The organism is Rhizobacter sp. J219, from assembly GCF_024700055.1.
Classification (GTDB): Bacteria; Pseudomonadota; Gammaproteobacteria; order Burkholderiales; family Burkholderiaceae_C; genus Rhizobacter.
Window position 1 is genome coordinate 1 of record NZ_JAJOND010000001.1, and the last position, 26,324, is coordinate 26,324.

The following is a 26,324-nucleotide window of genomic DNA, read 5'->3' on the forward strand; positions in this document are numbered from 1 at the left end:
CTTTTGCAAAGGACTACCCGTGAACAAGATCATCGCCGCCCTGGTCGCCGCCACTTCTTCGATGGGCGCTTTCGCCCAAGCCGCTTCGGCCCCGCGCCTGCGAAGGGTTGCCGGCTGCCGCCAAGGCCGAGAAGAAGGCCAAGGCCACATAGCTGCCAAGGCTGCCAAGAAGGCGGCTTCGGCCAGCTGAGCTGTCTCGTGCTCAACAGGGAAACCCGGCTAAGGCCGGGTTTTTTGTTGCCAGGGTGGGTTTGCCCCCCTGCCGCCGCGTCAGGCCCGGCGCTGTGTCGGCGGGTGTCGGTCAGCTTGCCGGGTTGTGTCAGCTGGTTGAGGCCGGCAAACGGCCGGCTGTTGGCGATGCGCAACCACTTGCGCTGCTCCCAGGTCTGCGGCCTTCGAGCGGCCACTGCCCGATGCGTCTTTGCAGCTCACTGCGCGGCACGCGGCAGTATGACGGCGCGCCCGGGCGCAATAGCCAGACACTGCGGCGCAGGCGGGCGTAGGAAGCGATGCCTTGCCCTGGGCACCCAGTAGATGCACCGCTTCTCGGCCCAGAAGTTCAGGCGCTCGAAGTTCACCCCGGCCAGCAAAGCCGGTCCCCGGGCGGGCAGCAGCACGCATTCGTCGGGCAGCCTGACCACGGCGTGAGATCAGGTCGCCCGGCGTGTCGCCGTGGCCGCGGTAGACGAACACCACACGCTCGACCTGTGCGGCGGGGAAGCGGTCGATCCCGGTGTCGTCGCGGAAGACGACGAGATCCCGGCCCCGCCAGGTGGTGTGCCAAGGGGCGCGCATGGGACTTACTCCACGGTTACTGCAGAAAGGCTCCGCTTTTAGCGCACGCGCCGGAGTGTGGGCGACAACCCTGCAAGCGGCAGGGGGCTTTTGCGCCCGGGCCGGGAAACCTTTGTGACAACTGGGCCAGGCGCCGGCGGTGTCGGCTCAACTCAACAAAGCCGCCCGGACCGCAATACTCGCACGCTTGCTTCGCCCCGGGCGACCTCGCGCGCAGCGCGGGCGACCGAGGCGCCGGGAGCCTTCGCATGCTGCGCGGCAGCCAGCCGAGGAGCCGGGCACCCCAAACCTCGCCTGGGCGGGCGGGCTGGCCGAGCTTCTCGCGGTCACCGACCAGCAGCGAGGGCTGCACGATGACGACGCTCTCGAAACCGAGCGGCCGCCACCGCGTCCTGCATTTCGCCCTTTGACGCGGTTGTAGAACACGCTCGAGCGCGCTCTGCACCGAGCGCCGAGACAACGCCCAGGCGCGTTGCGCCGGCCTCACGGGCGGCCCGGGCGGTGTTGACCACCGCGTCGAAGTCGACTGCACGAAACGCGGCCTGCGAGCCGGCCACCTGATCGTGGTGCCGAGTGTGATGAACACGTCGTCGACCGGCGGCAGGGCCGGGAGCCGGGCGAAGTCGACCACCCGGGTGTGCAACTTGCCCGCCGACGTCCGCCCGGGCAGCGCGCGACGCAGCAGCGCATGGACCTGCACGTACTGCGGCGAGGCCAGCAGCATCGGCAGCAGTTCCCGCCCGACGAGCCCGGTGGCGCCTGCGATGCAGTGCGCTGCGGGAGGTGCCGGGCGAGGAGGCCATGGCGCTCAGCGCTTGGGTTGCGTCAGGGCGCGGCTGGGGCTTGCCTGAGCCTTCGCGGCGCGGCTCCGGGCCGGGGCCCTTGCGGCTTGGCGGCCGGCGCACGGCCGCCGCCCGACGGCGCGTGCCGCGGCGGGTGGCTGGACGGGCCGCTCGTGCGCGCCGGGGCCTGCCCTGCGAAGGGCCACGCGGCGCCGGTTTCTGTTCCGAGCGACCTTGGGCGGGCCGGCCACCGCCGCCGCCGTGGCCCCCGCGCGAGCTGCCGCCCCGCCAGCATGGATGCGATGCCCCCGCTTGACGCCTTCGCCGATCGTCATGCGGCCGAGCACGATGGGCTCGGGCTTTCGTGCGAAGGCGGCTCGAAGCCGGGCACGATCTCCTTCGGGATCTCGCGCTTGATGAGTTTCTCGATGTCGCGCAGGAAGATGTTTTCATCCACGCACACCAGCGACACCGCCTCGCCCTGCGCGCCCGCGCGGCCGGTGCGGCCGATGCGGTGCACGTAGTCCTCAGGCACGTTGGGCAGCTCGAAGTTCACGACGTGGGGCAACTGGTCGATGTCGATGCCGCGTGCGGCGATGTCGGTTGCCACCAGCACCTGCAGGTCGCCGCTCTTGAAGTCGGCGAGTGCCTTGGTGCGCGCGCTCTGGCTCTTGTTGCCGTGGATGGCCATCGCGCTGATGTCCTGCTTCAGCAGGTATTCGACGAGGCGGTTCGCACCGTGCTTCATGCGCGTGAAGACCAGCACCTGGTGCCAGTCGTTCTCTTTGATCAGGTGCGCGAGCAGCTCTTTCTTCATCTCGCGGCCGACCGGGTGCACCTTCTGCGCGATGGCGTCGTTGGTCTGGTTGCGGCGGGCCACTTTCCACCAGTGCCGGCTTGTTGAGCAGGCGGTCGGCCAGGGCCTTGATCTCGTCGCTGAAGGTGGCCGAGAAGAGCAGGCTCTGCTTCTGTTGCGGCAGGAGGGCCAGCACCTTCTTGATGTCGTGGATGAAGCCCATGTCGAGCATGCGGTCGGCTTCGTCGAGCACGAAGATCTCGATGTGGCTCAAGTCGAGCGTGCGCTGCTGCGCATGGTCGAGCAGGCGGCCGGGGGTGGCGACGAGGATGTCGACACCCTTCTTCAGCTTGTCGATCTGCGGCTGCATGCCCACGCCGCCGAACATCACCATCGAGGTCAGCTTGGTGTGCTTGCCGTAGTTGCGCACGCTTTCCTCGACCTGCGCCGCGAGTTCGCGGGTGGGGGGTGAGGATCAGCGCGCGGATGGGCAGGCGGCCGCGTGCATCGCGCACCGCGGGCTTCTGCATCAGGCGGTGCAGGAGCGGCAGCGTGAAGCCGGCGGTCTTGCCGGTGCCAGTCTGTGCGCCGCCGAGGAGGTCGCCGCCTTGCAGCACGACGGGAATGGCTTGTGCCTGGATGGGGGTGGGGGGTGGTGTAGCCCTGTTCGTGCACGGCACGCAGCAGCGGCTCGGCGAGGCCGAGGGAATCAAAAGACATGGGGTTCCAGAAGAACGATCGGCCTGTCGCTCGGGAAGCGAGCGCCAGTCGCAGGCAGAGGGGGGAGGGGAGCGGGGCATCGCTACGAATGGCCCTGTCGCTCATGTCAGAACTGACAGCGGCGCAGTGACTGGGACTGCGACGGTGCCGGCATTCTAGCCGCGCATGTGTTTCAGGCCGGTGTCATGTGGCCTTGTGGCGACGAGGGCCGTGCCCTGATCCACACGGTGGCCATGCCCAGAAGGCCGAGCGGCACGCTCAGCCACGCGAGGTGTTGCATGCCCAACACCGTCGACATCGCACCGCCCAGCGCGGCGCCGAGCGCGGTGCTCACGTAGACCATCGAGCTGTTGAGCGAGAAGAGCAGTGGCGCCTGCGAAGGCGAGAGCACGGCCGGGCGCGTCTGCTGAGGCGCCATCATCCCGAAACGGGCGACGGTCCACAGCATGAAGGTGGCGAGCATCGAGGCGTAGTGGCCTTGCGTGTACGGCACCAGCGTCATCGTGCCGGTCATCAGCACCAACTGCGCCAAGAGCGTCTTGCGCGGACCGATGCGGTCGTTGGCCCAGCCGCCGAGCAGCGTGCCCACGACGCCGGCCACGCCGAAGAGCATGAGCGTGGCCGACAGGCGCTCACCCGACATCGGGAAGAGCGCCTGCAGCACCGGCGCGATGTACGACCACACGATGAAGATCGCCATGAAGTAGAGCGCGGTGAGCGACAGGATCCACCACGCGGCGGCGTTCTTCAGCACGCTCGGCGCTGCTGCCAAACCTCCGCCAGGCCGCGCACCGCCCGCGGCAGCCCCCGGGAACGTGGGGTGCGTGATCCTTCCGTGCCGCCGTTCGCGTCTTTCCAGGCAAGCCGCCCCGTGGTTGAGGCGGAATTCACCGCCGCATCACCCAGGAGAGACACGACATGAGCGCCAAAGCCAAGCAATTCCTCGAACAGAAACTGCGCGAGACCATCGCCGAATGCGGGGTGCCCGCCCTGGCTGCGGCCATGGTGCGCAACGGCGCCACGATGGTCAGCGCCCAGCAGGGCGTGCGCAAACTCGGCGCCTCAGGCGCGGGCAACGCCGTCCAGCCCACCGACAAGTTCAACCTCGGCTCCATCAGCAAGGTGATCACCGGCAACTTGATGGCCAAGCTCATCCAGGACGGCGTGGGCGGCCTGCAGTGGTCGAGCCGCCTGGGCGACGTGCTGCCCGAGCTGTGGGTGCTGCCGAACGCGCGGGATGGCTACAAGAACGTGACGGTCGAGCAACTGATGGTCCACACCTCGGGCATGCCCTACCAGCCGAAGCACGACGAAGGCGAGGACTGGAAGGCGTACACCGTCCTGCAGATGCACAAGGAACACCTCAAGGATCGCCGCCGCAGGTACTCGCTGGCCGCGGTGCTTGATGCGCCGAGCTTCTGGCCCCCTGGCAGCGGCTTCGAGTACGGCGGTGGCGCGATCATCGCCGCGAGCATGGCCGAGAAGAAGACCGGCCAGACCTACGAGGACCTGGTGAAGCAACACCTCTTCACGCCGCTCGGCATGACCAACTCGGGCTTCGGGGTGATGTCGCCCGGCGCGCTCGACGGCCCATGGCAGCACACCTTCAACGAAGAGACGGGCGCGGCCAGCCCCGACGGTGCCACGCACCTGCCCGGCTACAGCTGGGGTTGCCGCACGCCGGTGGGTGCGGTCTGCAGCTCGGCGGCCGACATGGCCAAGTTCATGCTGGAGCACCTGCGCAACGACCCGCAGGTCTTCACCGCGCACACACGCAGCACGATGCAGACGCACCAGGTGACGCCGCACTCGCACCACGTGCCCGGTGCCTTTGCCTCGTCGAACCCCGGCTCGGCCGAGGCCGTGATCGACCACAACGGCCACAACCATGTGAGTTATTCGCACTTGAAGCTGCACCTGCCCCAGAAGCTGGGCGTTGCGGCGATGTCGAACATCGAAGGCACGCTCGGCACGCCCGCGGTGAACGAGATGCACGAAACGATGTACGCGATGGACACCCACTGGGCCGCGCTCTTCGGCGCCGGCAGCCCCGAGCTCATCGAATGCGCCCACCCGATGCCGGCCATCACTCAGGCCGGCGCGACGTTGATGCTCTTCGCACGGCGGCATGACGGCCGCATCCTGCGCTACCGCTCCACCAACGGCGGCGTGAGCTGGCAGGCTGCGGGCGATTTCGGCGGGGCGCTGGTCAACTCGGGCCTGGGCGCCGCGGCATCGAGCAACGGGCAGACGCTCTACCTCATCGGCCGCGGGCTCGACAACAAGGCTTGGTTCACCAAGTCAACCAACGGCGGCACCACCTGGACAGGCTGGCAGTCGATCCGGGCCGGCGTCTTCGTCACCGGCGCGGCCATCGCCTGCAGCGACAACGGCCACATCGTGCACGCCGTGGGCATCGGCACCGACGGCCACATGTGGCGCACCCGCTCGCAGGATGGCGGCACCAGCTGGACCGACTGGACGCCCATCGGCCAAGGGGTGTTCACCTCGGCCCCGGCCATCGCCACCTCGGCCTCCGGCTCCACCGTGCACGTGGCGGCACGCGGCACCGACTGGCGCATGTGGCACAACCTGTCGATCAACAGCGGCAGCAGCTTCCTGCCCCACTGGCAGTCGGTGGGCAAGGGCCTCTTCACTTCAGGCCCGGCGCTGGCCACGGGGGGCGATGGCCAGCGGGTGCATGTGGTGGGCCGAGGCACCGACCGCTGCCTGTGGCGCAACCGCAGCGACGACGGCGGCAGCCACTGGCTCGCGCACTGGGACGCGGTGCGGGACGGAACCTTCACCTCGGCCCCGTCGCTTGCCTGCGACGCGGCGGGCAACAAGCTCGACCTCTACGCCTTCGGCGGCGACTTCGCCGTCTACGGTACGCACTCCGCGAACGGTGGTGACAGCTTCAACGCCTGGTCGCAGAAGGTCTCGCAGTTCTTCATCTGAGCGATACGGCGCCGGCCCAGGTGGGCCTACTTCGTCTTGGCCAGGTAGGCCTTGCCCTGCGTGCCCACCAGGTCGACGATGTCGCCGATGGCCAGGCTCACGTCGATCAGGTGCAGGCCCCAGGTGTCGACCACCTTGCCGCCCACCACCACGTCGCCGCCGATGTCGTCGGTGCGGGCGTCGGGGTTGACGGTCATCGCGAGGTAGCTGCCGTTCGCATCGCTCTTGCACTGCGTGGTGACGAGGCCGGGCAGCGCGAAGAAGGGCGTGTCGACCGAGGCCACCAGCGCCTGCCACCTGGGCGTGCCGGTGCCGGTGGCCACGCTCACGTCGGCGCGCTTGGAGAACCAGGCCTTCGGTTGTGCGGCACCGCCGGCGAGTGCCGCGGGGTTGTTGCAGGCCACGCTGTCGTTGCCCGTGGCACGGCCGAAGAGCGAGCCTTGTGGCGGCGGCGTGTTGGCGCGGAACGAGACATACGAGACCGCGCAGCCCGTCTGGCTGGCGCTGCGGCACAGCGGCGTCGACTTGAAGGCGGAGCCCACGTCCTGCCCCTTGGGCACGTTGAGGTTGGCGCCGATGGGCATCACCGAGATCAGCTGCTGGTGCACCGGCTTGCCTTCGATCTCCTTGGCCACCAGCTCGGTGATCATGCGCGAGCCCTGCGAATGGCCGATCAGCACCACGCCGCGGCCCTTGTTGTCGTGGGCGAGGTAGTGCTTCCAGGCGGCCACCACGTCGCCATAGGCCATCGCTGCATCCATCGCCATCGGCGTGGGCGTGAAGCGGCTGCGTAGCGCGGCCAGCGTGATCTGGCGGTAGAGCGGTGCGAACAGGGGCGACTGCGTGCGCAGCGGCGAGAACTGGGCGAAGGTGACGCCGATCTCCTCGGGGCCGGCGTTCATGTCGCTGTTGCCGCCGGGATCGTTCGACACCGTCGGGTAGACGTAGAAGCAGTCGATCGGCGCGTTGGCGTTGGCCACGATGGGCGGGCTCACGCTGCGCTTGCCGTCGGCGGTGATGGTGGTCACGCTCATCGGCAGCGCGCAGACATCGTTGCGGCCGGGGCGGCACAGCCACGTGTCGGGCCTGCTGTAGTCGACGCTGCCGGTCGAGACCGGTGCTGCCACCGGCTTGGGCGCTGGTGCGGCCGAGGCCGGGGTGGGGGGCCGGGGCCGGGCTGGAAGCGCAGGCAGCGAGCAGCAGAGCCGCGCTGCCGGCCAGTGCGGAGCGAACGGCGATGGGAAGGTGCAGGAAATTCATGGTCTTGGGCCGCGACGAGACGCAGATGATTTGTTAGTAGACGAACCTTCTATTATTCAGACGGACTGCGCCGATGGCACTGGGGGTGATCCCGCTGCTCGCAGGCCCCGTTCTAGTGGGCAGAGCGCCGTGGCGACGGCCTGAAAAGAAAAAAGGGCCGCTCGAAGCGGCCCTTGTGCGGTTTACCAGTCGGTCACTTGCTCGTGGCCGTGGCGCCTGCCTGCTGCAACTCGGGTTTGCGCGGGCCGCTGGGTTTCTTTCCGCCCAGGAGGTTGCTGCCGTCGTCGGCCTTGCCGACCGGGTTGTTGCTGGTCGTGTTGGCGTCGGCACCCGCCGCGGGCTTGGCGGTCGCTTTCTTGGTGGGAGACTTTTTGGCCTTGGGCTGGCTGGCGGCGGCGGGCGCGGCTTTCACGTCGGCGGCTTGACGGGCACCCAGCACGCGAACAAGGCTGCGGCCAAGGCCACACGGGGGAGTTGAGAGGCGAATGTCGAAGTCATCGGTCTTCCTTTTCAATAGGCCAGGAGGGCCAGGAGGGGCTTGAGGGAGGCTTTGGCTGCCGGCCCCGTTTCGAGCAGCTTGTCTGAGAGAACGGAAAAACTGGCGGCATCGGGTCTTGATGCCAAGGCACGTGCGTAGGCCTTGATCGACGCCTCCATCGCCTGCCTGTCGGCCAACTGCCCTGTGGCGCGCCAGCGCGCCTGGTCGTGCAGGAGGGCGACGCGCAGCCTGTCGGGGTGTTCGTCGGGCAAGGCCTGCAGCGCCAGCGCGCGGGCGTCCTCGTAGCGAGGTCGTGCCGAGACGATCCCCGAGCTGGCGTCCAGTGCCAGTGCCTGCAGCACCAAGGTGGGCAGCAGATCGAGATGCCGGTGGCCGAGCGCCTGCTGCTGAGACCTGAGGATGTCGCCGAGGGCTTGCGCTGCTGCCTGCGGCTGGCCTGCGCGCATGAGGCACTCCGCGAGAAGCGCCTTGGTGCGCGCTGCCGCGGCCGGGTCGGCGGTGGCCGCGCTTTCGTAGTCGCGCAGGTTGTCTCGCAGCAGTGGTTCGGCTTCGAGGTGGCGCCCGCGGCGCAGCAGCTGCCGTGCGATCAGGTTGCGCACCGCCTGGTACACGTGGGGCTCGGCCGAGCGCTGGGCGGCCGCGTAGGCGGTGGTGCTCACGGCGTCGCTCTCGGCGAATTCGCCGCTGTGATAGAGCGCCATCGACAGCCAGGTGCCGCTGTAGATCGTGTAGGTGTCGCCGGGCCCGTAGTGCTCGCCCATGTCGCGCGTCAGGCCTCGCAACTGGGCAGATGCTTCGCGATACTGGCCCAGCTCGACGTTCAGCTTGGCGACTTCGAACCTGATCAAGAGCGATTCGGTCTTCGACGCCTGTTGTGCCGACGCGTTGGCCAGGGCCAGCAGACGTTTGGTGTCTTGCCATTGGCCGAGCTCTCGCGCTACATCGGCGCTCTCCATCAGGGCAAGCCGGTGCAGGGTGTGGTTGTCGCCGAGTTCCCGGCGCGTCGACTCCACGGCTTCGGCGAGCTGGCGGCGGGCGTCGTCGAGGCGACCCTCCCGGCGGGCGATCTCTCCAAGTTGAATGCGTGCGTAGAGGGGGTCGGTGCCGGCCGGTTCTTTCATCGCCCGGGCGGTGACGATGATCTCTTCCAGCAGTGGTTTGGCTTCCGCCAGACGGCCCATGCGCGATTGGGCGTAGGCGAGGGCCTGAAGCACCTTGAGGTAGTCGGCCGTGTGCGTCTGGCCCGCCGAGCGCATGTGCGAGCGACTGAGGGTCAGCGCGGCAATCGCGTTGGCCATGTCGCCCGAGGACTGCAGCATCAGGCCGAGAGGGCGGGCCACCTCTGCCCGCAACGCGGGATCGGCGCCGAAGCCGGCCTCGACCCGCTGCCACCCTTTGCGCAGGACCTCCAGCACCGGCACCTGCGCCTTGCCGCTCTCGTCGGGCGACAGCTCGGTGAAGATGTCCGTCAGCACTTTCACGACGGCTTGCGTGCGCCGTGCCTCGTGCGTGGCGATCTGCCATTGCCAGGTGGTGGCCGCGATGCCCAGCACGAGCGTTGCCATCAATGCGACCAGCACCGCCACCTGTGCCCGGTTGCGTTGCGCGAACTTGCGGGCGCGGTAGCCGAAGGTGTCTGGCTGAGCGCTCACCGGCTGGTGCTCCAGGTGCCGCTGCAGGTCTTCGCGCAGCTCCTGCACCGTTGCGTAGCGCTCGGCGGGTGTCTTCTTCAGCGCCTTGGCGACGATGGTGTCGAGATCGCCGCGCAGTGCCTGCTGCAGCGAGGCGAGGCTCGCGCCGCGCGAGGCTGGCCCATCGGGCGATTCGCGCAGTGCGGCGGTGAGGCTGCGTGGGGGTTCCTCGACGATGGCGCGGGCAAGGGCCGCGACGCCGCGGGAGGTGCTCGTATATGGCCGGGCGCCGCTCAACAAGCCGAACAGCACCACGCCGAGCGCATACACATCGGTGGCGGTGGTGATCGGCTGGCCTTCAATCTGCTCGGGCGCCGCGTACTCCGGCGTCAGCCCGGCCGGTGCGGCGCGGGTGGTTTCGGTCTGCTCTGCGTCGGCGCCATCGGCCAGCAGCTTGGCCACGCCGAAGTCGAGCAGCTTCACATGGCCTTCGTCGGTGACGAGGATGTTGGCCGGCTTCAGGTCGCGGTGCACCACCAGGTGCGAGTGCGCATACGCGACCGCCTCGCACACCTGCATGAAGAGCCTGAGCCGCGCCTCGATGCCGAGCTTGCGGGCGTCGCACCAGTGGTCGATGCGTTCGCCGGGCACGTATTCGAGCACCAGGTAGCGTGTGCCGTCGGGGGCGAGGCCGGCGTCGAGCAGTTGGGCGATGTGCGGGTGCGTGAGCTTGGCGAGGAACTCGCCTTCGCGGGCGAAGCGCGCCTGCGCCTGGGCGTCGAGTCGCGTCGCGTGCAGCAGCTTCACCGCGGCCCGGCCGCTGTAGAGCCCGTCGCTGCGGGTGGCCAGCCACACCTGGCCCATGCCGCCGGCACCGATGGGCTCGCGCAGCTCCCAGGCGCCGAGGCGCGTGCCCGCGGTGTGTGACGCGGCCGGCGTGTCGCCCGGCAGCGACGCGGCCTCGGCGAGGAAATCCCGCGCCTCGGCGGCCCGGTCGGCCTCGATCATCGCGACGAGGCGTGGGTAGAGCGCCGGGTGTTCGGCCTCGATGCGGCGCAGCTCGGCATCGCGCACCGCCTCGTCGGCATCGGCCCAGCGGTCGAACAAGGCCAGCACTTCGCGCCAGGCTTGGGTGGTCGGCGCGGTGACGGTCATGTCGAGCCTCAGGCGCTGAGGTAGTCGAACAGGAAGGCGCGTGCGCGACGCCAGTCGCGTTTGAGCGTGGGCACCGACAGCTCCATCACCTCGGCGATCTCTTCCATCGTCATGCCGGCGAAGTAACGCATCTCGACCAGCTTGTGGCCACGCACGTCGACCCGCTCCAGCGCCTGCAGTGCTTCGTCGACCGACAGCGCATCGGGCTGGTTCGGCAGCTCTTCGAATGCGGCGGTGCTGAGCGTGACGTCGGCCACGCCGCCGCCGCGCTTTTGCGCTGCGCGCTCGCGCACGTGGTCGACGATCACGCTGCGCATCACGGTGCTCGCATAGGCAAAGAACTGGCGCCGGCTCCCGCCGGCCGGCCCATCGCCGCAGCGCAGCCAGGCCTCGTGGACGATGGACGACGGGTCGAGCGTGATGGGGCCTGATTTGGCGAGGTGGCTGCGCGCCAGGCGCTTGAGATCGGCGTAGAGCAGCGTGAACAGGCGATCGCGCGCCGTGGCGTCGCCCGCCTGGCTTTGCTCCAGCAACAGAGTGATCTCGCTCATGGTGCGGGCGATTCTAGGCAGGTGGGGCGGTCACCCATTCCACCCCCTCGAATCGGTGAGAGCCGTTTGCGCACCGGGCTGCGTCTGTACATGCAGGAGCCCTTGTCGGGTATCCGCTTTCCCTAAGGGAGCTTCCGCTTTTTTAGGTGTCCTTTACCAACAGGAGTGAGTGTCATGAGTGAAACAGGTGTCGGTGTGTTTGAAGGCCTTTCGGATCCGAAGCTGGATTACCTGGCCAAGCGCGTTGCGAACACGGCCCGGCTGGCGACCTATCGTGTGATCGCGAAGGCGGGCGACCCGTCGAAGGTGGTTGCGCCAGCTGACAAATCGTCGATTGAAGCGATCGTACTTTCGCGATTCCGTGCGCAGCCTGCCGTCAAGCAACAGCGGGCCGTGCAGAAGGCAAAGGCGTTCATGGCTTCGCCTCTCGCTTCACGCAAGCGCAAGTTCGGCGAACTCGCCAGCATTGACCTTCACAGTACGAAGTCCATCCACGAAATGGCGCGCACGATCCCGATTCCCGCTGGAATGCGCCTCGATGCAGCGCATCTGAAGCGCCTTGCGGCCGACCCGAGTCTTTTCATCGAAGGCTTCAAGCAGCCCGACGCTGACGGTGGATTCACCCCACAGGCAGATTTCGACAATCTCAGGCTGCGCATTCGCAAGGTGAAATGCAACGATGAAACGGATGGCTTTTTTGGCTCGGAGTCGGGTGATGACGAGATCAGCATGGGTGGCGTCAAGGTCGACGAAACAGGTGACGTCCACAAGCTGGAAGCGTTCAATGTCGGCAATAGCTTCGAAGACGGCGACTCAAAGACCTACAACCCGCCCAAGAAGTTTGCATCGTTCAATCTGCGCGAGGGAAACAAGTGGCCGAAGACCTACTACGTCTCCATGGTGCTTGCTGAGCGAGACAACGGTGGCCTGCCAAGCTATCTGAGCGATCTCTTCAAATACACCGAAGACAAGGTTTCCGAGCTGGTCGAGCAGTTTGGCGTATCAGCCTTGGGCCCTGAGCTGGGAAAGATCGCTGGGGCCATTGCAGTGGCGGCGTTTCAATCCTTGGTCGAGTTCTTCACGGAGATCTGGGAGGACGATATTTTCCCGGTGGTCACTGCCTACGCGAATATCAAGTCTTTGAACCATGTGTTCGCGAGCGGAACGCGCACAAGCTCTGAAAAGAGCAAGTGGGTCAAAGCGCATGGCGGCAAATACACCATCTATTTCGATTGGCAGGTTTACGAGGGCTGATGGTGCGCGCAGCATCGCGAAAAATCATGGATGCTGCGCGTCTTTGCCGCGCGTTCGCACGCGCCGTTGATCGACAAAGATCGACAGGGGCGCGGCACACACCCAACGTTGCCACGTTTGATCACGCCTGGTTTTCCAGCGGTGGCGGTGCGTCTTTGATCGGGCTGGTCGACGGCTCGATTGATCGGCGGTCCCCTGATCTGGTGGGGGCCGACATCGTGACGCGCGACTTTGTCGGATGTGAAGATGTTTGCGCCGACACCGCCATCCATGGCACGAACATGGCAACGCTGTTAGTGGGGCAAGGGCACCAATACCTGCAAGGGGTTGTGCCGCGTTCTCGGCTGCTGGCCGCACGCGTGGTCGGGCCCACAGACATGGCCACTCCTGCGCGCATTGCGGCTGGGATCGATTGGTTGGTTGTGGAGGGCGTCCGCCTGGTCGCTCTTCCGTTGGGGTCCGAAATCGACTCCACCATCGTTGCCTCTGCCATCGTGCGTGGCCACAAAGCGGGAGTGCGCTTTTTTGCCGCGTCTGGCAACGGCTCTGGAACCGTGCTCTTTCCCGCGCGCCACCCGTGCGTCATGGCGGTCGGCCCAGCCGATGATCGTGGCAGGCTGCTGCCTCAAGCGCGGCGCGACCCACACCTCGATCTGCTCGCACCGGGATGGCAGATCCCCGGCCTTTTGACCACGAATGGGCGCGGCTCGGGCAGCGGGTCGTCGATTGCATGCGTGATGGCCACCGGGATGGCGGCGCTGCAGCTGGAGGAACGCTGATGGCTTTTCAGGGGGCGTGGGCCGGTTGTCCCGGATAATCCGCGGTTTCCGGTTCCACCAGCGAGTAGCTTCCCCATGGCCCAGTACGTCTTCACCATGAACCGCGTCGGCAAGATCGTTCCGCCGAAGCGTCAGATCCTCAAGAACATCTCGCTCAGCTTCTTCCCCGGCGCCAAGATCGGCATGCTGGGCCTGAACGGCTCGGGCAAGTCGACCCTGCTCAAGATCATGGCCGGCGTCGACAAGGACATCGAGGGCGAAGCCACCCCGATGCCCGGCATCAAGATCGGCTACCTGCCGCAGGAACCGCAGCTCAACCCCGACCAGACCGTGCGCGAGGCGGTGGAAGAGGGCATCGGCGGCGTGCTGGCCGCCAAGGCCCGCCTGGAGCAGGTCTACGCCGAATACGCCGACGAGAACGCCGACTTCGACAAGCTGGCCGCCGAGCAGGCCGAGCTTCGAAGCCATCATCGCCGCCGCCGGCAGCGAAAACACCGACCTGCAGCTCGAGCTGGCCGCCGACGCGCTGCGCCTGCCGCCCTGGGACGCGAGCATCGGCAAGCTCTCCGGCGGTGAGAAGCGGCGCGTGGCCCTGTGTCGCCTGCTGCTCTCCAAGCCCGACATGCTGCTGCTCGACGAACCCACCAACCACCTCGACGCCGAATCCGTCGACTGGCTCGAGCAGTTCCTGCAGCGCTTCCCCGGCACCGTGGTGGCCATCACCCACGATCGCTACTTCCTCGACAACGCCGCCGAGTGGATTCTCGAACTCGACCGCGGATCGGGCATCCCCTGGAAGGGCAACTACTCCACCTGGCTCGACCAGAAGGAGCAACGCCTGGAGCAGGAGCAAAAGAGCGAAGACGCCCGCATGAAGGCGATGAAGAAGGAACTGGAGTGGGTGCGCCAGAACCCGAAGGGCCGCCAGGCCAAGAGCAAGGCGCGTCTGGCCCGCTTCGAGGAACTTTCCGACGTCGACTACCAGAAGCGCAACGAGACCAACGAAATCTTCATCCCGGTGGGCGAGCGCCTGGGCCATGAAGTGCTCGAGTTCGAGAACGTCACCAAGAGCTTCGGCGACCGCGTGCTGATCGACAACCTGAGCTTCAAGGTGCCGGCTGGCGCCATCGTCGGCATCATCGGCCCCAACGGCGCGGGTAAATCGACGCTCTTCCGCATGATCTCGGGGCAGGAGAAGCCCGACAGCGGCACGGTGAAGATCGGCCCGACGGCCAAGCTCGCCTTCGTGGACCAGAGCCGCGAATCGCTCAGCGCCGACAAGACCGTGTGGGAAGACGTCTCGGGCGGCCTCGACAACATCGTCGTCGGCAAGTTCGTGATGCCCTCGCGTGCGTATATCGGCCGCTTCAACTTCAAGGGCAACGACCAGCAGAAGCTCGTCGGCTCGCTCTCGGGCGGTGAGCGTGGCCGCCTGCACCTGGCCAAGACCCTGGCCCAGGGCGGCAACGTGCTGATGCTCGACGAACCGTCGAACGACCTCGACGTCGAAACCCTGCGTGCGCTGGAAGACGCGCTGCTCGAATTCGCCGGCTCGGTGATGGTCATCTCGCACGACCGCTGGTTCCTCGACCGCATCGCCACCCACATCCTCGCCTGCGAAGGTGATTCGAAGTGGGTCTTCTTCGACGGCAACTACCAGGAGTACGAGGCCGACAAGAAGAAGCGCCTCGGCGAAGAAGGCGCGCGGCCCAAGCGGGTGCGCTTCAAGGCGCTCAAATAAGCAGGCGCCTTGTCGATCTGAGCGGGTTTCGTTCGTCGTAGAGGCATGAACGAAACCCAAACCCCCGCCCGAGCCGGCCCACGCGAGTGGACCGGCCTCGCTGTCATAGCCCTGCCGTGCTTCGTGTACGCGATGGACATGACGGTGCTCAACCTGGCCCTGCCGGCCATCAGCCGAGAGCTGCGGCCGACCGCGTCGCAGCTGCTGTGGATCATCGACATCTACGGCTTTCTCGTCGCCGGCTTCCTGATCACCATGGGCACGCTCGGCGACCGCATCGGGCGGCGCAAGCTGCTGCTGATCGGCGCGGTGGCCTTTGCGGCGGCCTCGCTGGTGGCGGCCTTCTCGACCAGCCCGCAGATGCTGATCGCCATGCGGGCGCTGCTGGGCCTGGCGGGTGCGACGGTCGCGCCGTCGACGATGTCCCTCATCCGCAACATGTTCCACGACGAGCACCAGCGCCAGTTCGCCATCGGTGTGTGGATCGCGAGTTTTTCGCTCGGGGCGGCGATCGGGCCGCTGGTGGGTGGCGCGCTGCTCGAGTTCTTCTGGTGGGGCTCGGTGTTTCTCGTGGCCGTGCCGGTGATGGTGCTGCTGCTTCTCGTCGGCCCGAAACTGCTGCCCGAGTACAAGGACCCGAACGCCGGCCGCATCGACCTTGCAAGCGTGGCGCTGTGCCTGGCCGCGGTGCTGCCCACCGTCTACGGCTTCAAGCAGATCGCCGAACACGGCTTTGCCGGTGCCCAAGCCGCCTGGCCGTGGCTGGCGGTGGGTGTCCTCTGCGGCGTGTTCTTCGTGCGCCGGCAGAACCGGCTCGACTACCCGCTGCTGGACATGTCGCTCTTTCGCAGCGCCGCCTTCAGCGCGGCGATCACGGCGTACGGCCTGTCGGCGCTCGCGATGTTCGGCGTGTTCATCTTCATCTCGCAGTACCTGCAACTGGTGCAGGGCCTGTCGCCGCTGCAGGCGGGCATCGCCACCGTGCCGGGCGCGCTCGGCTTCGTGGCGGGTTCGATGTTCACCCCGCGCCTGGCGCGCCATGTGGCGCCGGCGACCGTGCTCGTGTGGGGCCTGGTGGCGGCGGCCGCAGGGTTCGGGTTCATCTTCTTTTCCGGTGCGCAGCACGGCCTTGCGTGGCTGATCGTCGGCAACGTGGTGATGAGCCTCGGCATGGCACCGGTCTTCACGCTCGGCAACGAGATGATCATCACCGCCGCGCCGCCCGAGCGGGCCGGCGCGGCCTCGGCCGTGGCGGAGACGGCGGCGGAGTTCAGCGGCGCGATGGGCATCGCGTTCTTCGGCAGTCTTGGCACGTTGGTCTACCGCACCGCGCTGGCCGATCTGCTGCCGCCCGGCCTGCCGGCGGATGCGGCAGCCACCGCCGCGACGACGCTCGGGGCGGCGATGGCCGCCGCACAGGCGCTGCCCGAGGCGCTGGGCCAGGCGCTGCTGTCGGGTGCCACCGAGGCGTTCGACCGCGTGATGCAGGTCAACGCCATCATCGGCGGTGCGATCGTGCTGGCCGCGAGCGCGATGGCGGCGCGCATCCTGCGGCGACGCGAGGGCTGACGGTTCCGGACTGATGGTTCTGGGGGGATGGCGCGCTTGACGCCTCCCGGCCGCCGGCTCGACCATGCGGGCTCCCGCAGGGACACGAGGAGACGCCATGGCCACGACGCGGTCCACGAAGAAGACTCCGCAGAAAACCCAGAAGAAGGCGACAGCGAAGCCACCGCCCACGCAGCTCTTCCTGCGCGTCGCCCGGCCCGACCCGCCCGATGCGCGTGACCGGCCGTTCCGGCCGCAGGTCGGTATCGCACCGGCCGCGACGCTCTTCCCCCGGCTGGCCTGCCGGTCAAGAACCAGGGCGACACCAACGCCTGCACCGGCTTCAGCCTTGCGCTCGTGGTCGAGCACCTGCTGCGCAGCTCGGGCCGCGAGAAGACGCCGGCCATCTCGTCGTTCATGCTGTACTCGATGGCGCGCCGCTACGACGAGTTTCCAGGCTCGGTGCAGGACAAGGGCTCCAGCCTGCGCGGCGCGCTCAAGGGCTGGTTCAAGCATGGTGCCTGCCGCGAGGCCTTGTTCGACGACCTGGCCATGCCCCCGGCCAGCCAGAAGATCGAGGACGACTGGTGGTTCGACGCGGTCAAGCGCCCGCTCGGCGCCTACTACCGCATCGACACCCGCTCGCTTTCAGACATGCACGCCGCGCTCAACGAGGTGGGCATCCTCTACGCGAGCGCCGGTTGCCACGCCGGCTGGGACGACGGCCTGAAGCAGCCGCTGATGGCACGCCGCCCGACCTCGTTCAAGACCGTGTGGGAGATCCCGGTCAAGGGCGGGCAGGCCGACCACCCCGGCCATGCGTTTGCGATCGTCGGCTACAACGAACGCGGCTTCCTGATCCAGAACTCCTGGGGCCGGCGGTGGGGCTCGCACGGCTATGGCCTGCTCACCTACGACGATTGGCTGCGCAACGCGATGGACTGCTGGGTGGCGCAGCTGGGCGTGGTCACGCGCGACCACACCGAGATCTCACGCAGCATCACGCTGCGCACCGACAAGCAGGGCCGGGTGTCGCTGGCCGCCAGCGAGGTGCTGCGCAACCGCGAGATCTCGCCCTTCATCCTAAACATGGGCAACAACGGGGCGCTGAGCAACAGCGGCACCTTTCGCACCCAGCCCGATGACGTGCGCGCGCTGGTCGACGTGCACCTGGCCGAGGCGCGCAGGCGCTGGGGCCTGGACAAGGGCGTGGTCGACGTCTGCATCTACGCCCACGGCGGCCTCGTCGGTGAAAACAAGGCGGCCGAAATCGCGGCGCAGTGGATCCCCATGCTCTACGAGCGCCAGATCTTCCCGGTCTTCCTGATGTGGGAGACCGACTTCTTCTCGACGCTGCTCAACCTGATTGCCGATGCGATCAAGGAGGTGCCGCGCAGCGCCGGCTTCGGCCTCAAGGACTGGTGGAACGAGCGCCTGGAGCAGCTGGTGGCCCGACCCGGCACGCGCCTGTGGGGCGAGATGAAGCAGAACGCCGATGCGATGAGCGCCTACCGCGACGGCGTGCCTGACGACGAGCAGGCCGGCCTCGTGCTGCTGTACCGCCACTTCAAGCACGCCGCCGCCAACAAGAAGCTGCGCCTGCACGTGGTGGGCCATTCGGCCGGCAGCATCGTCTCGAGCTTCATGATCGACCGGCTGGTGCAGGAGGGCATGCATTTCGAGTCGGTGAGCTTCATGGCCCCGGCGGTGCGCATCGACACCTTCGACAAGCGTGTGCGCCCGCACCTTCAGACCGGCGCGGTCAAGCGCTACCAGCAGTTCCACCTCACCGACCGTGCCGAACAGGACGACGGCAGCTGCGGCGCCTACCGGCGTTCGCTGCTGTACCTGGTGAGCGAAGCGTTCGAGGGGGGCGCAGCACGCCGATCCTTGGCATGCAGAAGTTCTTCGACGCGTATGGTGCGGCGCTGCCCAACACGCAGGTGCACGCGGCGCCGGGGCCGGTGAGCACCGCCCAGGAGCACGGCGCGTTCGACGACGACCCGGGGACGCGCCAGCGCGTCCTCGAGTTCATCCATAACGGCTGATCAGGCGGCCTTCGGCAGCGGCTGGTCGCGCTTGAGCTCGCCGCCGAGCGCGTCGATCAGCTGCGGGATCAGCTGCGACAGCTCGCCGGTGGTGATGGCCACGTCGGTGTCGAAGCCGTTGTCGTCGCCTTGGCCTGTCGCGCCGGCGCCTTCGAGTGCCACGTCGAGCAGCTTGATCTTCTTCAGCGCCAGCGCCTCGGTCAGCACGAAGGACACACGCCCGTTCCACGTCATCGCAAGCGACGTGGGCAGCTTGCCCTGCGCGATGTGCTCGCCGACCTCTTCGATGTCGAGGGTGTGGCGTGCGTAGCGCACGGTGGCCTTTTCGCTGTCGGGCTGCTTCAGCTCGCATTCGCGGTCGATGCTGAAACCGGCCGGCGCCTCGCGCGTCTTGAGCCAGTCCGACATCGCGATGGCCGGTGACATCTCGGTCTGCAGCAGCGTGAGCGTGATGCCCGATTTCTTGTCGTTCGCGAGCAGTTCCACGAGCAGCGAGACCACGCGGTCGGCCGCCTTCGTGCTGCCGGCTCCGACGACCACCAGCTGCGCACGCGGGTCGATCCACACCGTGGTCGTCGAGCGTTTCGGGAAGGCGCGCGGCAGCAGGCCGTGCACGATGTCTTCCTTCAGCTCCTTGGCCTTCTTGCCCTTGGGGCGGCGGCCGGTGTGGGCTTCGATCTTGTCGGTCTCGGCTTCGAGCTGGCTCTTGATGACCTGGCTGGGCACCGCCTTGCGCTCGACGCAGAGCTTGAGGATGAGCTGGCCACCCACGCCTTCCATCAGCGCACTGTGCTTTTCGCCGCGGGGCTCGACCCAGCCGGCCGATTCGGGTTGCGAGGCACCACATTCGATGAAGCGGCCATTGAGCAGGCGCTTCTCGATCTCGGTGGAGGAGGGCGGCTCCCAGGAGCCGATGCGGTAGAGGAGGGCGTTCTTGAACATGGGCCGCGGATTCTAGGTGGCGGCCCTGGCTTTCCCTCGGTTCGGAAGGGCTGGAACGACAAATCGTTGACAGCCTGGTCGGCAGCTTCTATAAAACAAACATTCCGAAAACAGTAAACGTAGAACAAACGTTCTACAAGCGTTCCAACGACAGTGGTGCCGCCAACGGACGCCACGAGGAGACAACGATGACGCGTTCGGGAATCGCCACCGGCCGGCTGGCCAGGGCCGTGCTCGGCTTCACCTTGTGCGGGGCCTTGTGGGGCCTCGCCGCGCCGGCGCAGGCCGACGGGCCCGGCCTGCCCAACCTCAGCTACGGCAGCAACGAGGTCTTCAGGCCGATCACCATCCTCAACAGCGACGTGTCGGGCAGCGCGCGCGGCCACGGCACGGTGCAGATGGTCAACGGCTACCTCTTCGTGCCCTTCGGCCGCGACTCAGGCGCCTCGGGCGGCGGCTTCGCGTTCTACGACATGAGCAACCCGCGTGCGCCGGTGCGGGTGTCGCAGACCAACGTGACCGCGCTGCGCGAACCGCACGGCTTCGGCTTCAGCAACAGCTACCCGGGCCGCTATGTGGTCATGCAGTCGATCGGCGGCATCCAGTTCTGGGACATCACCAACGAACGTGCGCCCACGCTGCTGCGCGACATGACGCTGCCCGGCATCGCCGAGTCCGACTACGCGCTCGGCGCGTGGTGGGCCTTCTGGCAGGCGCCGTATGTCTACGTGGGCGGCTCGGGCAACGGCATCTACGTGGTCGATGCCACCGACCCGCGCAACCCGACGCTGGTGCGGCAGGTCCCCACCAGCGCCTGGGGCGGCTTTCGCGTCGGGCCGGTGTTTGCCGTCGGCAACCTGCTGATCGGCACGCACAACGAAGGCTCGGGCATCGTCTCGCTCGACATCGGCAACCCGCGCGACCCGCGCGTCATCGCCTCCACCACCGCGAGCGCCGCGCACTACGGGACGATCGTCAACGGCGAGCGCCTCATCACCGCCGGCCTCGACAACCGGCTGCATGTGCACGACATCAGCGACCCGCGTGTCTTCCCGCAGGTCCTGCAGTCGCCCGACACGGGCGGGCGCGGCGGTTATGTGTCGACGCAGCGCGGCTTCGCCCACGCCGGCTTCTCGAACAAGTACGCCAAGATCAACCTCTCCACGGGGGCGATCGTCGGCACCGGCACCTCGAACATCGCCAACCGCGACGAAGACTTCGGCACCGTCTTTGGCAACCTCGTGCTGGTGGGCAACGACCACGGCAACGGCAGCGCGATCATGCCGCACCAGGCGGGGCCCATCACCGGCTCGGCCGCGGTGAACATGGTCTCGCCCAAGAACAACGCGACCAACCAGCCGGTGACGAGCCGCGTCGGCATCACGCTCACCGACCAGATCGACCTGCGCACCGTCTCGACCAGCACCTTCATCGTGCGGCCGCTGGGCGGCGCAGCGCTCGCCGGCAAGTACAGCGGGCAGTCGGGCATCCTCAATTTCTCGCCCGATGCGCCGCTGCTGCCGGGCACCACCTACGAGGTGGTGGTCGTGGCGGGTGGCATGAAAGACGACGTGGGCATCGGCGTGGCCGGCTTCAGCTCGCGCTTCACCACCGCCGGCACCGCGCCGACGCTCGGCTGCACGCTCGCAGCGCGCACGCCGGCGCTCGTCGGCAGCACCGTCGGCTTCAGCCCGGCGAGCGCCAGCGGCAGCAACCTGCAGTATTCGTGGAACTTCGGCGACGGCACCAGCACCGGCTTTTCCACCTCGCCGAACGCAACCCGCGCCTACGCCGCGCCGGGCCACTACGGGGTGGTGCTCACCGTGCGCAGCGGCAGTGGTGGCGCCACCAGCACCTGCTCGGCCACGCAGACCATCCACACCCAGCCGACCGCGACCGCGCCGCGTTCATCGTCGACCATCGCCTTCGACTCGACGCGCAACCGCGTGTGGGTGGTGAACTCCGACAACGATTCGGTGACCGCCATCAACGCGGCCACCAACACGCCGCTCTTCGAGCAGGCGGTGGGCCTGAACCCGCAGACGCTCGCGCAGGCGCCCGACGGCCGCATCTGGGTGGCCAACGCGGGCTCGGGCACGGTGAGCATCCTCGACCCGACGAGCGGCGCCGTGGTGCAGACGCTCGACCTCGGCCTCGGCTCGCGCCCCTTTGGCGTCGTCTTCAACCCGCTCGGCACCGCCGCCTTCGTCACGCTGCAGGGCAGCGGGCGGGTGCTCAAGCTGCACCCGGGCACTGGCGCCGTGCAGGCCACGCTCACGGCCGGCAGTTCGCCACGCGGCATGGCGATCTCGGGCGATTCCAACCGGCTGCTCGTCACGCGCTACATCTCGCCGGCCGACCGCGGCGAAGTGGTCGAGATCAACCCGAGCGCCTTCGTCGTCACGCGCACCTTCGCGCTCGCCACCGACCCCGGCCCCGACACCGAAGCCAGCGGCCGCGGCGTGCCCAACTTCCTCACGTCCGTCGCCATCCACCCCGACGGCAAGCGCGCCTGGGTGCCCTCGAAGAAAGACAACACCCTGCGCGGCAGCTTCCGCGACGGCAACCCGCTTACCTTCGAGAGCACGGTGCGCACCATCGTCTCGCAGCTCGACCTGGAGACCAACGCCGAGGTGCTGAGCGCGCGCCGCGACCTCAACGACCGCGACCTCGCGAACGCGGTGGTCTTCAGCCCGCTCGGCGACTACGCCTTCATCTCCACGCAAGGCACCAACCAGATCGAGGTGATGGACGCCTACAGCCGCCAGCTCGTCACCGGCCTGGTCAACGTGGGCCGGGCGCCGCGTGGCCTGCTGATCACGCCGAACGGGCGCCTCTACGTGCAGAACTTCATGTCGCGCAACGTCGCGGTGTACGACGTGAGCGGCCTGCTCAATGCGACCAGCAACACCGCCACCAAGCTGGTCGACATCAACTCGGTGAGCGGCGAGGCGCTCGCGCCCAGCGTGCTCGCCGGCAAGCGCATCTTCTACAACGCCGACGACCGGCGCATGAGCCGCGACAAGTACATCAGCTGCGCGAGCTGCCACCAGGACGGCGGACACGACGGTCGGGTGATGGACTTCACCGACCGCGGCGAAGGCCTGCGCAACACCACCACGCTGGTCGGCCGGCGCGGCATGGGCCACGGGCGTGTGCACTGGACCGGCAACTTCGACGAGATCCAGGACTTCGAGCACGACATCCGCAACGCCTTCGGCGGCACCGGCTTCCTGACCGATGCGCAGTTCAACACCGGCACGCGCAACCAGCCGCTGGGCGACCGCAAGGCCGGCCTGAGCGCCGACCTCGATGCGCTCGCGGCGTATGTGGGGTCGCTCAACAGCGTGGGCCGCAGCCCCTTCCGCAACGCCGATGGCTCGCTCACCGCCGACGGCGTGGCGGGGCAGCAGATCTTCAACGGCAGCGGTGGCTGCGCGAGCTGCCATTCGGGCACCGACTTCACCGACAGCGCCAGCGGCGTGCTGCACGACGTGGGCACGATCAAGGCCTCGTCGGGCCGGCGCCTGGGGGCCACGCTCACCGGCCTGGACACGCCCACGCTCAAGGGACTGTGGGACACCGCGCCCTACCTGCACGACGGCTCGGCCGCCACGCTGATGGACGTCATCACCACCGCCAACCCCGGCAACCGCCACGGCAGCACGAGTGCTCTCACGCCCACGCAGCGCGCACAGCTCGTCGCCTATCTGCAGCAGATCGACGACGGCGTGGACCCGCAGACCTCGGTCAACATCACCAACCTCTCGGTGCGCGACACCGCCAATGCCGCCGACTGGTCGGTGCAGGCGAGCCTGCAGAACGGCGCGGTGCAGTACGGCGACCGCACCTACGCCCTCACCACCGTGCCCGCGCTCGTGGCCGGCGGGCGCTGGATCCGCACCGCCAACGATTCCAAGTCGTACACCGGCGACCCGACCGTCACCTTCACCATCAGCCGCGCGGCCGACGTGTACGTGGCGATCGACGACCGCGTGGGCGCACGCCCGTGGATGACCGGCTGGACCAACACCGGCCAGAAGCTCGTCAACAACGAAGGCGAGCCGAAGAGCTTCACGATCTTCCGCAGGAACTTCCCCGCTGGCACCGTGAGCCTGGGCCCGTCGACCTCGGCCGGCAGCATGTACACGGTGATCGTCAAGTAGTCCCCATCGAGCAAGGGCCTGACCACAAGGCCCACCACCCCAAAACCGTCCACGAAGGAGACACCTCGTGCTTCATCTCGACCGAAACTTCCTCGGCCGCGCCCTGCGGCGCCTGTTCGCCGCCACGGCGACGGGCCTCGCCCTGGCGGGCACCGCGCAAGGCGCCAGCGTGCCGGTCGGCTTCGTCGACCGCCAGGTCGCCAGCGGCCTCACCAGCCCCACCTCGATGGCCGTGATGCCCGACGAGCGTGTGCTCGTGGTGCAGCAGAACGGCGTCGTGCGCATCATCAAGAACGACGCGATGCTGGCCACGCCGTTCTACAGCGTGCCCAACGTCGACGCGAGCAACGAGCGTGGCTGCCTCGGTGTGGTGCCCGACCCGGCGTTCAACACCAACCGCTACGTCTACCTCTACTGCACCGTGCGGGTGGGCACGGTGAGCCGCAACCGCGTGATCCGCGTCACCGAGTCGGCCGACCAGGTGGTGGCCGGCAGCGAGCGCGTGATCTTCGAGCTGCCCGACGTGCCCAGCGCCACCAAGTGGCACATGGGCGGCGCGATGCGCTTCGGCATCGACGGCAAGCTCTACGTGGCGGTCGGCAACCACGAAGACAGTCCGCAGCCGGTGGCCACCGCCACCTCGCAGAACCTCGCCAGTGCCTTCGGCAAGATCCTGCGCATCAACGCCGACGGCACCGTCCCGAGCGACAACCCCTTCTTCACGAACCCGGCCAACGCCTACAAGGCGACCTGGGCGCTGGGCTTTCGCAACCCCTTCGTGCTCGACATCCAGCCCGGCACCGGCCTCACCTACATCGGTGACGTGGGCCAGGGCAGCTGGGAAGAGGTGAACCGCGGCCAGCCGGGCGGCAACTACGGCTGGCCGGCGGTGGAAGGGTCGAGCAGCAACACGAACTACCTCAACCCCATCTACGCCTACTCGCATAGCGTGGGCTGCTCCATCACCGGCACCGCGTTCTACAACCCGACGACGCCGCAGTTCGGCACCTCGTACGTGGGGCGCTTCTTCTTCGCCGACTTCTGCAACGGCAGCATCCGCTGGTTCCACCCGTCGAACCCGAGCGCGGTGACGGTGTTTGCGAGCGGCATCGGGAACCCCACCAACATCGGCGTGGCCCCGAGCGGCGCGATGTACTACCTGGCGCGCAACCAGGCCACGGGCACGCCGGCACCCGGCGCCGGCACGGTGGGCAAGATCACCTACACCGGCAGCCAGGCCCCGCGCATCACCGCGCAGCCGCAGAGCCAGACCGTCTACATCGGCACGCCCGTCACCTTCACCGCAGCGGCCGACGGCGCCACCACCGTGCAGTGGCAGCGCAACGGCGCCAACATCAGCGGCGCCACCAGCGGGGCCTACACGCTCTCGAACCCGCAGGTGGCCGACAGCGGGGCGCGCTTCCGCGCGGTCTTCACCAACAGCTTCGGCAGCGTGACGACCGACGAAGGCACGCTCACGGTGACCACCAACCGCGCGCCCACCGCACGCATCGACACCCCGAGCGCCAGCACCGGCTTCGCCACCGGCGACGTCATCAGCTACAGCGGCGGGGGCACCGACCCGGAAGACGGCACCCTGCCGGCCGCCTCGCTCACCTGGAAGGTCGACTTCCAGCACGACACGCATGCGCACACCTTCATCACCCCGGTGGCGGGTGCGGGCGGCAGCTTCACCGTGCCCGACTTCGAGGCCAGCGAAGCCAACATGTGGCTGCGCATCACGCTGACCGTGCGCGATTCGTCGGGCGCGACGCACAGCACCACGCGCGACATCTTCCCGCGCACGCAGGTGAGCAGCTTCCCGGTGATCGGCACGCCGGCCAACGGCTGGGGACCGTATGAGGTGGACCGCAGCAACGGCGAGCAGGGCGCAGCCGACGGCCGGCAGATCTCGATCGGCGGCGTGCTGTACCAGCGCGGCCTCGGCGTGCACGCGCCGTCCGACATCCGATTCAACCTCAACCGCAGTTGCTCGGGCAGCTTCATCGCCGACCTGGGAATCGACGACGAGGTGGGCGACAACGGCAGCGTGGTGTTCCAGGTGTGGCTCGACGGCACGCTGGCCTACGACAGTGGCGCCATCACCGGCGCGTCGCTGCGCCGCACCGCCATCGTGCCGGTGGCCGGTGCGGCCGAGCTGCGCCTGGTAGTGACCGACGGCGGCAACGGCAACGGCTACGACCACGCCGACTGGGGCGGGGCACGTGTCACCGGCTGCGGTGCGCCGCCCGCAGTGGCGATCTCGAACCTGATCGTCAACGACGGCGCCAACTCGGCCGACTGGTCGATCCGCACCAACCTGCAGGCCGGCAACCAGGCCTACGGCGACCGCACCTACACCTGGAGCGCGGTGCCCGCGGCGGTGGCAGGCGGCAACTGGATCCGCACCGCCAACGACTCCAAGGCCTACACCGGCAACCCGACCGTGAGCTTCACGATCTCGGCGGCGGCCGACGTCTACGTCGCGTTCGACAACCGTGCGGCACTGCCCGCGTGGGTCGACAGCAGCTGGACCGATTCGGGCGCGGACATGACTCAGGCCGAAGGCAGCACCTCGCGCGGCTTCAGCCTCTTCCGCAAGCGCTTCAACGCGGGCACGGTGTCGCTCGGGCCGTGGAACGGCGGCGGCACCAGCATGTACACGGTGATCGTGAAGTAGGGGCCATGAAAAAAGGCCG

Annotated in this window: 13 protein-coding genes and 2 pseudogenes; 8 read left to right on the top strand and 7 right to left on the bottom strand. The window is 68.0% G+C overall.

Annotation, left to right across the window (positions count from 1 at the left end):
* Positions 1-1,634 precede the first annotated feature (1,634 nt).
* Positions 1,635-3,093 (bottom strand): annotated as a pseudogene (locus tag LRS03_RS00005) (DEAD/DEAH box helicase); the annotation flags it as partial.
* Between the two features lie 172 nt (positions 3,094-3,265).
* Positions 3,266-3,847, bottom strand: a complete 582-nt coding sequence (locus LRS03_RS00010; RefSeq protein WP_257823277.1) for an MFS transporter — start codon at positions 3,845-3,847, stop codon at positions 3,266-3,268.
* A gap of 164 nt (positions 3,848-4,011) precedes the next feature.
* Here LRS03_RS00010 and LRS03_RS00015 point away from each other — a divergent pair, with 164 nt between their 5' ends.
* Entirely contained in the window at positions 4,012-6,051 is a 2,040-nt protein-coding gene (locus tag LRS03_RS00015; RefSeq protein WP_257823278.1) for a serine hydrolase, read from the top strand.
* 26 nt (positions 6,052-6,077) lie between these two features.
* Here LRS03_RS00015 and LRS03_RS00020 read toward each other — a convergent pair whose 3' ends face one another.
* The 4 genes from LRS03_RS00020 to LRS03_RS00035 form a co-directional block, all read right to left on the bottom strand.
* Positions 6,078-7,178 (bottom strand): DUF3089 domain-containing protein, encoded by a 1,101-nt coding sequence (locus tag LRS03_RS00020; protein ID WP_257823279.1) that lies wholly within the window; start codon positions 7,176-7,178, stop codon positions 6,078-6,080.
* A 326-nt stretch (positions 7,179-7,504) separates the two neighbouring features.
* Entirely contained in the window at positions 7,505-7,723 is a 219-nt protein-coding gene (locus LRS03_RS00025; protein ID WP_257823280.1) for a hypothetical protein, read from the bottom strand.
* A gap of 98 nt (positions 7,724-7,821) precedes the next feature.
* Positions 7,822-10,596 (bottom strand): serine/threonine-protein kinase, encoded by a 2,775-nt coding sequence (locus LRS03_RS00030; protein ID WP_257823281.1) that lies wholly within the window; start codon positions 10,594-10,596, stop codon positions 7,822-7,824.
* 8 nt (positions 10,597-10,604) lie between these two features.
* Positions 10,605-11,147, bottom strand: a complete 543-nt coding sequence (locus LRS03_RS00035; RefSeq protein WP_257823282.1) for an ECF-type sigma factor — start codon at positions 11,145-11,147, stop codon at positions 10,605-10,607.
* Between the two features lie 174 nt (positions 11,148-11,321).
* Here LRS03_RS00035 and LRS03_RS00040 point away from each other — a divergent pair, with 174 nt between their 5' ends.
* From LRS03_RS00040 to LRS03_RS00060, 5 genes and pseudogenes are all read left to right on the top strand, one after another.
* On the top strand, positions 11,322-12,401 hold the full coding sequence (locus LRS03_RS00040; protein ID WP_257823283.1) for a hypothetical protein: 1,080 nt from the start codon (positions 11,322-11,324) through the stop codon (positions 12,399-12,401).
* Positions 12,401-13,180 carry a S8 family peptidase gene (locus LRS03_RS00045; protein ID WP_257823284.1) on the top strand — a complete coding sequence of 260 codons (780 nt, stop codon included), beginning with the start codon at positions 12,401-12,403 and terminating at the stop codon, positions 13,178-13,180. Before LRS03_RS00040 ends, LRS03_RS00045 begins: the two co-directional genes overlap by 1 nt.
* A gap of 75 nt (positions 13,181-13,255) precedes the next feature.
* A pseudogene (gene ettA, locus LRS03_RS00050) lies at positions 13,256-14,921 on the top strand (energy-dependent translational throttle protein EttA).
* 45 nt (positions 14,922-14,966) lie between these two features.
* Positions 14,967-16,490: an MFS transporter gene (locus LRS03_RS00055; protein WP_257823285.1), complete on the top strand. Its 1,524-nt coding sequence runs from the start codon at positions 14,967-14,969 to the stop codon at positions 16,488-16,490.
* A 336-nt stretch (positions 16,491-16,826) separates the two neighbouring features.
* Positions 16,827-18,437 carry a C1 family peptidase gene (locus LRS03_RS00060; RefSeq protein WP_257823286.1) on the top strand — a complete coding sequence of 537 codons (1,611 nt, stop codon included), beginning with the start codon at positions 16,827-16,829 and terminating at the stop codon, positions 18,435-18,437.
* Between the two features lie 80 nt (positions 18,438-18,517).
* On the opposite strand, the gene LRS03_RS00065 is transcribed toward LRS03_RS00060, so the two are convergent.
* Positions 18,518-19,459, bottom strand: a complete 942-nt coding sequence (locus LRS03_RS00065; protein WP_257823287.1) for a recombination-associated protein RdgC — start codon at positions 19,457-19,459, stop codon at positions 18,518-18,520.
* 188 nt (positions 19,460-19,647) lie between these two features.
* Here LRS03_RS00065 and LRS03_RS00070 point away from each other — a divergent pair, with 188 nt between their 5' ends.
* Positions 19,648-23,625, top strand: a complete 3,978-nt coding sequence (locus tag LRS03_RS00070) for an Ig-like domain-containing protein (protein ID WP_257823288.1) — start codon at positions 19,648-19,650, stop codon at positions 23,623-23,625.
* 67 nt (positions 23,626-23,692) lie between these two features.
* Positions 23,693-26,305: a PQQ-dependent sugar dehydrogenase gene (locus LRS03_RS00075; RefSeq protein WP_257823289.1), complete on the top strand. Its 2,613-nt coding sequence runs from the start codon at positions 23,693-23,695 to the stop codon at positions 26,303-26,305.
* The last annotated feature ends 19 nt before the right edge of the window (positions 26,306-26,324 follow it).

What these genes read in the sequence shown, in the direction of transcription:
- LRS03_RS00015 (WP_257823278.1), top strand. Translation starts at nt 4,012, where the DNA reads ATGAGCGCCAAAGCCAAGCAATTCCTCGAACAGAAACTGCGCGAGACC.
- LRS03_RS00030 (WP_257823281.1), bottom strand. Translation starts at nt 10,596, where the DNA reads ATGACCGTCACCGCGCCGACCACCCAAGCCTGGCGCGAAGTGCTGGCC.
- LRS03_RS00035 (WP_257823282.1), bottom strand. Translation starts at nt 11,147, where the DNA reads ATGAGCGAGATCACTCTGTTGCTGGAGCAAAGCCAGGCGGGCGACGCC.
- LRS03_RS00040 (WP_257823283.1), top strand. Translation starts at nt 11,322, where the DNA reads ATGAGTGAAACAGGTGTCGGTGTGTTTGAAGGCCTTTCGGATCCGAAG.
- LRS03_RS00045 (WP_257823284.1), top strand. Translation starts at nt 12,401, where the DNA reads ATGGTGCGCGCAGCATCGCGAAAAATCATGGATGCTGCGCGTCTTTGC.
- LRS03_RS00055 (WP_257823285.1), top strand. Translation starts at nt 14,967, where the DNA reads ATGAACGAAACCCAAACCCCCGCCCGAGCCGGCCCACGCGAGTGGACC.
- LRS03_RS00065 (WP_257823287.1), bottom strand. Translation starts at nt 19,459, where the DNA reads ATGTTCAAGAACGCCCTCCTCTACCGCATCGGCTCCTGGGAGCCGCCC.
- LRS03_RS00070 (WP_257823288.1), top strand. Translation starts at nt 19,648, where the DNA reads ATGACGCGTTCGGGAATCGCCACCGGCCGGCTGGCCAGGGCCGTGCTC.